This window comes from Streptomyces sp. NPDC037401, from assembly GCF_055602345.1.
This window is the reverse complement of sequence record NZ_JBVJWO010000031.1, coordinates 1-10,788: the sequence shown is the minus strand read 5'-3', so window position 1 is coordinate 10,788 and position 10,788 is coordinate 1. Positions and strand designations below refer to the sequence as shown.

Below are 10,788 nucleotides of genomic sequence, written 5' to 3'. Positions count from 1 at the left end.
CCCAGGGGAGGCGGGGGCGGCGGGCAGTGCCGGAGGTCACTTCTTCGGCTGCCACGTCTCGACGTTCCACCACGGGCCGGAGCCGAGTCCGTGGTCGTGCGGTTCGACCTGGGTGGTCAGACCCTGCCACTTGTCGCCGACGACGTAGAGGTGGTCGATGTGGGTGAGGAAGGTGTAGCCGGGGTTCCCGGCCAGCTCGCGCTGGACGGTGTCGTACGCGGCCTTGCGGGTGGCGTGGTCGCCGCTCTTGCGGGCGGCGTCGAGGGCCTTGTCCACGGCGGGGTTGTCGTACCAGGCCATGTTGTTGAAGCCGTCGCCGCCGAGGGTGGACTTGAGCAGCAGGTACTGGTCGAAGTCGGGGTCGGCGGGCGAGCCGCCGCCGGCGAGGACCGCCTCGGTCTTCATCCGGGGTTCGATGACCTCCCAGGTGCCGGCCTCGGTCTTGATCTCGATGCCGGCCTTCTTGGCGTCCGAGGCGTAGGCGAGGGCGTGGTCCTGGCGGAGCTTGTCGCCGGAGGTGTACCAGAGGGGGAAGGAGGCGCGGACGCCGTTCCTGGCGCGGATGCCGTCGGCGCCGGGCCGCCAGCCGGCCGCGTCGAGGATCCTGCGGGCCTTGTCGAGGTCGTGGGTGCGCTCCGTGCCGGGCGTGAACCACGGGCTGTCGGTCGGGACCGGGCCGTAGGCGGGCTTGCCGGCGCCTTCGAGTATCCGGTCGACCATGGCCGTGCGGTCGACGGCGGCGTCGAGGGCACGCCGTACGGCGATGTCACCGGTGACCTTGTTGTGCGTCGGCAGGGTCACCGTGCGGTAGTCGAATGACTTCGCGGTGTACGTGGTGCGGCCCTTCTCCTGCGCGAAGCCCTCGGCGAGGTTCGGCGGCAGGATGGCGCCGTCGAGCTCGCCTGAGCGCAGCCGGGTGGCGCGTACGTCGTCGTCCTTGACGACGGCCATGGTGAAGTTCTTCACCGCGGGCGCGCCGCCCCAGTAACGGGGGTTGGCCTTGAAGCTGAGCTTCTCGCCCCTGGACCAGCCGGTCAGGACGTAGGGGCCGGTGCCGACCGGCCTGGTGGTGAAGTCTCCGCTGTTGACGTCCTGCCTGCCCGCGATGTGCTCGGGGGCGATGGGCAGCACGGTCCGCTCCGCGAAGGGCGCGTAGGGGTACTTGAGGGTGAAGACGACGCCGTCCGCGCCCCGCTGCTCGACGCTCTTGACGGCGTCCAGTTCCGTCTTCGAGGCGTTGTTCGTCTTCGGGTCGAGGATCGTCCGGTAGGTGAAGACGACGTCCTTCGCCGTGAAGGGCGCGCCGTCGCTGAACGTGACACCCCGGCGGAGCTTGTACGTGTACGTGAGCCCGTCGGCGGAGACGCGGGGCAGCTCGACGGCGAGTGCGGGCCGCAGCTTCATCTGCGCGTCGTGCGCGAGCAGCCCGTCGAAGATCTTGGAGTTGCCGTCCTTGCCGTAGCCCAGGAGCGGGCTGAGGCTTTCGGGTTCGGTCGCGATCCCGACCACTGCGGAGTCCGCGGCCCCGGCTGCCGCCGCACCGCTCCCCCCGGGGCTGGAACAGGCCGCAGCGCTCGCGATGAGTGCGGCGGCCAGGATGATCGCGGCCGGTCCCCGTGCCGATCGAGCCGTCATTGCTGTGCATACCCCTAGTGGTGCGCGTACTGCTCGTACTGCTTGCCGATCAAAAGCTCTTGCGAATCACTCGCAATTAAACAGTACGTAATGGTCACGCACCGACACAGTCCGGTCAGGGCGGACAGCTGCGGCAGGAGTCTTGATGACGCGCCGCGTGACGTGTCATATATGTCTAGACCTTTGACGTGAGCCCATCAGGACCGGACGTGACCGGACCGAAGCGAGGGGAGGGACCGTGCGCCGAACCGCGGGCCCGGCCGTGCTGCTCTGCGGCGTGCTGACCGGCTGCACCGGCCCGGCCCCGGACACCCAGAGCCCGCCCGCACCCTCGGGGCTGACGGCGCACGCGGGCAGCTCCGGCTCCGTCCACGTGATGTGGGAGGAGGCCCCGGCAGCCGACGGCGTGACCGGCTACCAGGTCTTCCGCGGCGGGGTCCTCGTCCGCGAACTCCCCGGCGAGAAGCGGATGACGGACGTCACCGGACTCACTCCGCGGCAGGCCTACAGCTTCTCGGTCCGGGCCCGGGACGCGGCCGGCAACCTGTCCCCGCACAGCGCCGCGGTACGGGTGACCATGCCCGAGCCGGCCCCCGAGGACAACCGGCCGCCGGGCACCCCCGCCACCCTCTCCGGGCGCCCCGACGGAGCCCGCGCAGCCGTCCTGACCTGGTCCTCCGTCACCGACGACACCGCCGTCACGGCGTACGACGTCTACCAGGGCGGCGCCCGCATCCACACCGTGGACGGACGCACGACGAGCACCCGGGTCACCGGGCTGCGCCCCGACACCGTGTACACCTTCACCGTCCGGGCGCGCGACCGGGCCGACAACTCCTCCGCCGCCGGCCCCGCCGCCGACGTGACCACCCCGCCGGCCTCCGGCAGCGGCCCGGGCACGGCACCGGAGGGCTTCCGGGCCACGGCCGGCCCGGGCGGGATCGAACTGTCCTGGACCGCGCCCGACACCGGCGAGCCCGTCGACGAGTACCAGCTGTACGTCGACGGGCGGATGACGACGGTGATCCAGTGGGGCCGCGGCGCGGTCCCCGCCGGCCGCGCGGTCTACCGGCTGACGGTGGCCCAGCCCGCCGGAACCGTATGGCGGCTGAAACTGCGGGCCCGGCTGCCCGATGGCAACTGGGGATCATTCTCGGCGGAACGATCGGTCACCCTCGCAGGATAGGCGTCGCTTCCACTGACACTTCAGTGACTATTCGACCAACAATGATCAGGAGGCCTTGCCCACCGAGGTCCCTGAGACAGAATCTGTCGCTGTGTTGGGGAATCTGCCGTCGGAGACGGCAAGCTTTGTGGGGCGCAATGCCGAACTCGACCGTCTGCACGGCCTGCTGCGGCGCCACCGCCTGATCACCCTCACCGGAGTCGGCGGCGTGGGCAAGTCGCGGCTCGCCCTCCGGGCCGCCCGCCGCTCCCGCCGCGCCTACCCCGACGGCGTCTGGTGGGTGGACCTCTCCCCGCTGCGCGACCCCGGCCTCCTCTCGGCGACCGTCGGCCACGCCCTCGGCCTCGCGGAGCAGTCCCTGCTCTCCTCCGACGAGCAGCTGTGCGCCTGGGCCACCGACAAGGAACTCCTGCTGGTGCTCGACACCTGCGAGCACCTGGTCGACGTCTGCCGCCACCTGGTGGGCGAGCTGCTCCAGTCCTCCCCCGGGCTGACCGTCGTCGCCACCAGCCGCCAGCCGCTCGGCTGCCACGGCGAACGGGTCACCGAGGTGCGCCCGCTGCCCGCCGAGGGCACGGACAACGACGCCCTCACCCTCCTGCGGGACCGGGCCACGTCCGCCACCCCGCAGGCCGCCGCCGCCTTCGCCGACCCCCGCCGCGCCGCCACCGCCGCCGAACTGTGCCGCCGCCTCGACGGGCTGCCCCTGGCCATCGAGCTCGCCGGGGCCAGGCTGCGGCTGTGGAGCCTCGAACAGGTGGCCCAGCGGCTCGGGACGCGGTTCGAGGTGCTGTCCGACACCAAGGCCGCGCGGCTGCCCCGGCACCAGACGATGCGCACCGCGATCGGCTGGAGCCACGAGCTGTGCGAGCCGCTGGAGCGGCTGCTGTGGGCGCGCCTGTCGGTCTTCGCCGGGGACTTCACCCTGGCCGCTGCCCGCGCCGTGTGCGCGGGCGGCCCGCTGCCCGGCGACCGCGTGGAGCGGGTGCTCGCCGGCCTGGTCGGCAAGTCCGTGGTGCGCCGCACCGTCGAGGGCGCACGCGAGCGGTACCGCATGCTCGACACGATCCGCGAGTACGGCCGCACCTGGCTCGCGGAGCTCGGCGAGGAACACCGGACGGCCGACCGGCACGCCCACTGGTTCGCGGCGCTCGCCCGCGAGGCGGACGCGGGCTGGCTGGGCCCGGACCAGGTGGGCTGGTACCAGCGGATGAGCGCCGACCACAGCGAGCTGCGGACCGCGCTGGAGCACCTGCTGCGCACCGACCCCGCGGTGGCCCTGGAGATGGCCGGGGCCCTGTGGTTCTGGTGGTTCTGCTGCGGACACGCGCGCGAGGGCCGCGGCTTCCTGGAGCGGGCGCTCGATGCGGTCGCGGACCCCGGGCCCGTCCGCGTGCGGGCGCTGTGGGCCCTCGGACTGACCGCGCTCACCCAGGGCGACCAGCCCGCCGTCCTGGAGCGGGGCCGGGAGAGCATGCGCGCGGCGGCCGCGCTCGGGGATCCCGAGCTGGAGCTGCGCGCCCGGTACGTGGCCGCCGCGGCGGCGCTGCTGCCCGGCGATCCGGTGGCGGCACTGGAGCTGGCGGGCGCCGCGGCCCGCGCGGAGCCGGTGGCCCGGGGCGCCCGCGAGGACGGAGCCGGCTGGCTGCTGTGCGGCCTGGCCGCCTCGTACGCCCTGTGCAACCTCGGACGGCACGAGGAGGCCATCGAGGAGGCGACGGTGCTGCGGGACGCCTGCGCCCGGCAGGGCGAGACCTGGCTGCGGTCCTTCGGCGACTACATCCTGGCGATGGCGGCCCTGGGCGCGGGACGGCCCGGAGAAGCGGACCGGCACGCACGCGCGATGCTCTCGGGCAAGCGGCTGCTGCACGACAGCTTCGGCATGGCCCTGGGCCTGGACCTGCTGGCGGCGGCCGTCGCGGCGCAGGGCGACGGGGAGCTGGCCGCACGGCTGCTCGGCACGGGGCACACCCTGTGGCGCTCGGTCGGCGAGCCGCAGCTGGGCGCGCCCTCGCTCGCCGCCGTACGGGACGCGGGCGAGCGCCAGGCGCGGCAGGCCATCGGGGACGAGGCCTACGAGAAGGCGTTCGCGGGCGGTGCGGCGCAGCCCCTGAAGCTGTGACCGCGCGTGCCGTCGGCACCCCTCCGGTACCCGCCGGAGCAGCGGGTACCGGAGGGGTGCCCCGGGCGGCTCCCGTCAGTACGGCAGCGGTCTGCCCGACGGGGTGCGCAGGTCGAGGTCGCGTGGGGCGGGCTTGGGAGTCGGCTTGCGGATCTGAATGCGGCGCAGGGTCATCGGACCTCCTCGGCTCACACGGTGACCGGTCGGCGGGACTGGACGGTGCGGCCGTCGGGGAGCAGTTCCCCCGTGTCGTCGAAGACGACCACGCCGTTGCACAGCAGGCTCCAGCCTTGTTCCGGGTGGAAGGCCACGGTGCGGGCGGCGTCACGGTCGGCGCTGTCGGCAGGCGGGCAAGGGGGCTGGTGAGTACACATGGCGCACCTCCTCATCGGTGGAGGCGCAGGGCCGGTGGTCATTGCGGTCGTGCCGCCATCCACGTGGCGGGAAGTATTACTGATCACGCTGCCCGGAGGGAACCCGTTTTATTGCTGCATCTCACGGACCGGGCGGGCGTTTTACGCTCTGTAGGTGGCCTTTATCCGAATCGTGCGCGGCACGCCCCTTCCCGCACCGGCGGCGTGGCTGCTGCTGACCGACTGGGAGCGGCACGGCGCCCAGGTCCCGTTCACCCGGACCGTCGTCGAGAACGCACCGCCGGGCGGGGTCGGCACGCTGTTCACCGCCCGGACCGGGATCGGTCGGTTCGGCTTCGACGATCCGATGGAAGTGGTCGCCTGGCGGGCCCCGGCGAACGGCACCGGCGGCCACTGCCGGCTGGAGAAGCGGGGCCGCACTGTCACGGGCTGGGCCGAGATCGAGGTGCGGCCGGCGGCGACGGGCGGCAGCGAGGTCGTGTGGCTGGAGGACCTGCGGCTGCGCGGGGTCCCGGGGTACCTGGACGCACAACTGGCGATGGCCGGCCGGGCGCTCTTCGGCAGAGCGCTCGACCGGCTGCTGCGCCCACCGGCTAGCGGATCGGCATCCCGGAGATCGTCCGGGCGATGACCAGCCGCTGGATCTCGCTCGTGCCCTCGAAGATCGTGTAGATGGCGCTGTCCCGGTGCATGCGCTCCACCGGGTACTCCCGGGTGAAGCCGTTGCCGCCGAGGATCTGCACGGCCTGCGCGGTGACCTTCTTGGCCACCTCGCTGGCGAAGAGCTTGGACATGGAGCCCTCGGCGGAGGTGAAGGGCTTGCCGGCCACGGCCATCCAGGAGGCCCGCCAGACCAGCAGCCGGGCCGCGTCGATCTGGGTGCGCATGTCGGCGAGCTGGAAGGCGACGCCCTGGTTGTCGATGATCGGGCGGCCGAACTGCGTGCGGGTGCGGGCGTAGTCGAGGGCGATCTCGTACGCCGCGCGGGCGGTGCCGACCGCCATGGCGCCGACGGCCGGGCGGGAGGCCTCGAAGGTCGCCATCGCGGCGTTCTTCACGCGCTCGCCGCCGCCGTTCGCGGCCCGCTCGCGGGCGCGGGCGAGCCGCTCGTCCAGCTTCTCCTTGCCGCCGAGCAGGCAGGAGCCGGGGACGCGGACGTCCTCGAGGACCACCTCGGCGGTGTGCGAGGCGCGGATGCCGTGCTTCTTGAACTTCTGGCCCTGGGACAGCCCGGGGGTGGCCGGCGGGATGATGAAGGAGGCGTGGCCCTTGGAGCCGAGCTCGGGGTCGACGACCGCGACGACGATGTGGACGTTGGCGATGCCGCCGTTGGTGGCCCACGTCTTGGTGCCGTTGATCACCCACTCGTCCTTGGTCTGGTCGTACACGGCGCGGGTGCGCATCGCGCCGACGTCCGAGCCCGCGTCCGGCTCGGAGGAGCAGAAGGCGGCGACCTTGACGTCGTTCTGGTCGCCGTACATCTGCGGGATCCAGGTGCCGATCTGCTCCTCGGTGCCGTTGGCGACGACGCCGATGGCCGCGAGGCCGGTGCCGACGATCGACAGGGCGATGCCCGCGTCGCCCCAGAACAGCTCCTCCATGGCCACCGGTATGCCGAGGCCGGTGGGGTCGAAGAACTGCTGGGCGTAGAAGTCGAGGGAGTAGATGCCGACCTTGGCGGCCTCCTGGATGACGGGCCAGGGAGTCTCCTCGCGCTCGTCCCATTCCGCGGCCGCGGGGCGGATCACATCGGCGGCGAAGCCGTGGACCCAGTCCCGGACCTGCTTCTGGTCGTCGTTGAGCTCCATGGTGAACTCCGCCATGTCCCCTCCAAGAAGTACGTTACCTAGGGTAACCTCAGCAAGGGTCACAGTGTGTTACCCGCCAGTAGACAATGTCAACGCCACCGTCGGTTCGATCGCCCTGAGGTGCGGGGTGTTACGTTGCGTGGGCGTCACGGACATCGCACGGGCGGGGAGAAGACACGTCATGGAGACCACTCAGCAGGACGGCCAGCAGGCAGCGGCCGCGAGACGGCGGCGGGAGCTGCTCGAAGCCGCCGACCGGGTCGTGCTCCGCGACGGCCCGCAGGCCTCCATGAACGCCATCGCGGCGGAGGCCGGGATCACCAAGCCGATCCTCTACCGGCACTTCGGCGACAAGGCGGGGCTCTACCAGGCCCTCGCCGTCCGTCACACCGACGCCCTGCTGGACTCGCTGCGGGCCGCGCTCGACGCGCCGGCCGAGCGCCGCCGCCGGGTGGAGGCCACCCTCGACACGTACCTCGCGGCCATCGAGGCGCGGCCGCAGGTCTACCGCTTCCTGATGCACCCGGCCGAGGACCCGCACTCCGCGGAGCGCGGCTTCGACGTCGGCCTGCACTCGGCGCCGCTGCTGCGCCGGCTCGGCGAGGAGCTCGCCAAGGTCATCGCGGAGCGCGTCGACCTGGGCCCGGGCAGCGAGGAGCTGGCCCGCGTCTGGGGCCACGGGATCGTCGGCATGATGCACGCGGCCGGTGACTGGTGGCTGGGCGAGCGGCCGTGCGGACGCGACCGGCTGGTCGCCGCGCTCACGGACCTGCTGTGGGGGCGCCTGGCCACCGCGGGCAACCGCGCCGACGGCCCCGGGTTCTAGGCAGTACGCCCGATCGGCGGCGGTCGGCGGCGCGGCACGGCGCGTCAGGCGCCCCAGGGCGCCTTGCGGATCGCCCGCCGCAGCCGCCGGGCGCGCAGCCCGGTGACGCGGTCGGCGTAGACCGTCCCGTCGAGGTGGTCGCACTCGTGCTGGAGGCAGCGGGCGAAGAACCCGGTGCCGGTGATGCGCACCGGGGTGTTGTCCGCGGTCACGCCCTCGACCACGGCGCGGTCGTGCCGGGCCGTGCCGGCCTCCAGTCCGGGCAGGGACAGGCAGCCCTCGGGTCCCAGGATCTCGATGCCGTCGGCCTCGACCAGCCGCGGGTTCACGATGTGGCCGACGTGGCGGACGTCGTCGTCGTCCGGGCAGTCGTAGACGAACACCCGCTGGCCGACGCCGATCTGGTTGGCGGCGAGGCCGACGCCCTCCGCGGCGTACATCGTCGCGAACATGTCCTCGATCAGCCGGGCGAGGCCGGGACCGAACTCGGTGACCTCCGCGCAGGGGGCATGGAGCACCGGATCGCCCAGCAGGCTCATGGTGCGGACGAGACCGGAACTGCCGGGGATGGGGCGCTGTCGCATGGGCGTAAGGGTACGTCGGGCGAAGATATGGGAGATCCCGAGCGGGATCGGAGAAGGATCACAGACCGGCCGGCGGCACGACAGCGGCGCCGCGGTCAGGGGCCTGGCCGGTTCTGGATAGGCTGAGCCCGGACCGACGCAAGGAGGAACAGGGACGATGGCAGGCAACACGGAGCCGCTTTCGCCGCGCGCCAAGCTGGCGGTGACGGCGGGCAAGGCCGCGGCGGCGGTGTCGCGGGCCGCGGGGCGCGGAAGTGGATCGGTGATCGGCGGCAAGGTCGCCCTCAAGCTGGATCCCGATCTGCTGGGACGTTTGGCACAGCACCTCGATGTTGTCCTGGTTTCGGCGACGAACGGCAAGACGACGACGACCCGGCTGATCGCGGAGGCCCTGCGGGCCAGCGGTCCGGTGGTCTCGAACGCGCTCGGCGCGAACATGCCCGCGGGCATCACCTCGGCGCTGGCGGGCGGCTCGGACGCCAAGTACGGCGTCATCGAGGTCGACGAGAAGTACCTCGCCGGGGTGGCCCGGGACGTGACGCCGAAGGCGATCGCGCTCCTGAACCTCTCCCGCGACCAGCTGGACCGCGCCGCCGAGACCCGGATGCTCGCGGAGAAGTGGCGGGAGGGCCTGGCGGGCTCGAAGGCGGTCGTGATCGCGAACTGCGACGACCCGCTGATCGTGTGGTCGGCCTCCTCCTCACAGAACGTCGTCTGGGTGGCGGCCGGGCAGGAGTGGAAGGACGACGCCTGGTCGTGCCCCTCCTGCGGCGGCGTCATGCAGCGCCCGGGAGACGACTGGTTCTGCGGCGAGTGCGGCTTCCGCCGTCCGACGCCCAGCTGGGTGCTCAGCGGCGACCACGTGCTCGACCCGCACGGCTCGGCCTGGCCGATCCACCTCCAGCTGCCCGGCCGCGCCAACAAGGCCAACGCCGCCACCTCCGCCGCGGTCGCCGCGGTCTTCGGGGTGCCGCCGCAGGTCGCGCTGGAGCGCATGTACCAGGTGCAGGCGGTCGCCGGCCGCTACGACGTCGTGAACTTCCAGGGCCGTGAGCTGCGCCTGCTACTCGCGAAGAACCCGGCAGGCTGGCTCGAAACGTTTTCCCTGATCGACCCGGCGCCGGCGCCGGTGATCCTCTCGGTCAACGCCCGCGGCGCGGACGGCACCGACACCTCCTGGCTGTGGGACGTGGACTACCCGCGCCTCGCCGGCCACCCGATCTTCGTGATCGGCGACCGCCGCCTGGACCTCGCGGTCCGCCTGGAGGTCGCGGGCCTGGACTTCCGGGTGTGCGAGACGCTCGACGAGGCCGTGCAGCTCGCGCCGCCCGGCCAGATCGAGCTGATCGCCAACTACACCGCCTTCCAGGACGTGCGCCGCCGCGTCGGCAACTGACACACCAGATAGGACGAATGCGAATGAGCGACAACAGCCTGCGTCTGGTGTGGGTCTACCCGGACCTGCTGAGCACGTACGGAGACCAGGGCAACGCCCTGGTCGTGGAGCGCCGGGCCCGCCAGCGCGGCCTGGACGTGCAGCGCGTGGACGTGCGCAGCGACCAGCCGATCCCCACCTCCGGCGACATCTACCTGATCGGCGGCGGCGAGGACCGGCCGCAGCGGCTGGCCGCGGAGCGCCTGCTGCGCGACGGCGGTCTGGAGCGGGCGGTCTCCAACGGAGCCATCGTCTTCTCCGTCTGCGCCGGCTACCAGATCCTCGGCCAGGAGTTCGTGAACGACCAGGGCCAGCGCCAGGAGGGCCTCGGCCTGCTGGACGTGGTGACCGTGCGCGGCGAGGGCGAGCGGTGCGTCGGCGACGTGCTCGCGGACATCGACCCGCAGCTCGGCCTGCCGCAGCTGACGGGCTTCGAGAACCACCAGGGCGTGACGCACCTCGGACCGACGGCGAAGCCGTTCGCCCGGGTCCGCCTGGGCCGGGGCAACGGCACCGGCGACGGCACCGAAGGCGCGTACAACGACACCGTGTTCGGCACGTACATGCACGGCCCGGTGATGGCCCGCAACCCGCTGATCGCGGACCACCTGCTGAAGCTGGCCCTCGACGTGAACGCGCTGCCGCCGGCGGACGACCGCTGGTACGACGCGCTGCGCGCCGAGCGCATCGCGGCGGCCACGCAGCCCGCGTAACACGCTCCGCGGGTGGGGGGGGGGGGGGGGGGGGGGGGGGGGGGGGGGGGGGGGGGGGGGGGGGGGGGGGGGGGGGGGGGGGGGGGGGGGGGGGGGGGGGGGGGG

Annotated in this window: 10 protein-coding genes; 6 read left to right on the top strand and 4 right to left on the bottom strand. The window is 72.8% G+C overall.

Annotation, left to right across the window (positions count from 1 at the left end):
* Positions 1–36 precede the first annotated feature (36 nt).
* Complete coding sequence (locus ACZ7H1_RS27780; RefSeq protein WP_470790518.1) at positions 37–1,635, bottom strand: ABC transporter substrate-binding protein; 1,599 nt, start codon at positions 1,633–1,635, stop codon at positions 37–39.
* Between the two features lie 238 nt (positions 1,636–1,873).
* Here ACZ7H1_RS27780 and ACZ7H1_RS27775 point away from each other — a divergent pair, with 238 nt between their 5' ends.
* Complete coding sequence (locus tag ACZ7H1_RS27775) at positions 1,874–2,821, top strand: fibronectin type III domain-containing protein (RefSeq protein ID WP_470790517.1); 948 nt, start codon at positions 1,874–1,876, stop codon at positions 2,819–2,821.
* 127 nt (positions 2,822–2,948) lie between these two features.
* Positions 2,949–4,943 carry an ATP-binding protein gene (locus ACZ7H1_RS27770; RefSeq protein WP_470790516.1) on the top strand — a complete coding sequence of 665 codons (1,995 nt, stop codon included), beginning with the start codon at positions 2,949–2,951 and terminating at the stop codon, positions 4,941–4,943.
* 188 nt (positions 4,944–5,131) lie between these two features.
* Here ACZ7H1_RS27770 and ACZ7H1_RS27765 read toward each other — a convergent pair whose 3' ends face one another.
* Positions 5,132–5,317, bottom strand: coding sequence for a DUF5999 family protein (locus ACZ7H1_RS27765; protein ID WP_470790515.1), 186 nt, complete (start codon positions 5,315–5,317; stop codon positions 5,132–5,134).
* 154 nt (positions 5,318–5,471) lie between these two features.
* Here ACZ7H1_RS27765 and ACZ7H1_RS27760 point away from each other — a divergent pair, with 154 nt between their 5' ends.
* Positions 5,472–5,948, top strand: a complete 477-nt coding sequence (locus tag ACZ7H1_RS27760; RefSeq protein ID WP_470790514.1) for an SRPBCC family protein — start codon at positions 5,472–5,474, stop codon at positions 5,946–5,948.
* Here the strand turns inward: ACZ7H1_RS27760 and ACZ7H1_RS27755 are convergent.
* Positions 5,911–7,140 (bottom strand): acyl-CoA dehydrogenase family protein, encoded by a 1,230-nt coding sequence (locus ACZ7H1_RS27755; RefSeq protein WP_470790513.1) that lies wholly within the window; start codon positions 7,138–7,140, stop codon positions 5,911–5,913. The genes ACZ7H1_RS27760 and ACZ7H1_RS27755 overlap by 38 nt on opposite strands.
* Before the next feature lie 166 nt (positions 7,141–7,306).
* Here ACZ7H1_RS27755 and ACZ7H1_RS27750 point away from each other — a divergent pair, with 166 nt between their 5' ends.
* A complete protein-coding gene (locus tag ACZ7H1_RS27750; RefSeq protein ID WP_470790512.1) occupies positions 7,307–7,951 on the top strand; it encodes a TetR/AcrR family transcriptional regulator in 645 nt (214 codons plus the stop codon).
* 44 nt (positions 7,952–7,995) lie between these two features.
* On the opposite strand, the gene def is transcribed toward ACZ7H1_RS27750, so the two are convergent.
* Entirely contained in the window at positions 7,996–8,535 is a 540-nt protein-coding gene (def, locus tag ACZ7H1_RS27745; protein ID WP_470790511.1) for a peptide deformylase, read from the bottom strand.
* Between the two features lie 157 nt (positions 8,536–8,692).
* On the opposite strand from def, the gene ACZ7H1_RS27740 reads away from it, so the two are divergent.
* Positions 8,693–9,931 (top strand): MurT ligase domain-containing protein, encoded by a 1,239-nt coding sequence (locus ACZ7H1_RS27740; protein WP_470790510.1) that lies wholly within the window; start codon positions 8,693–8,695, stop codon positions 9,929–9,931.
* A gap of 23 nt (positions 9,932–9,954) precedes the next feature.
* Complete coding sequence (locus ACZ7H1_RS27735; RefSeq protein WP_470790509.1) at positions 9,955–10,683, top strand: type 1 glutamine amidotransferase; 729 nt, start codon at positions 9,955–9,957, stop codon at positions 10,681–10,683.
* The last annotated feature ends 105 nt before the right edge of the window (positions 10,684–10,788 follow it).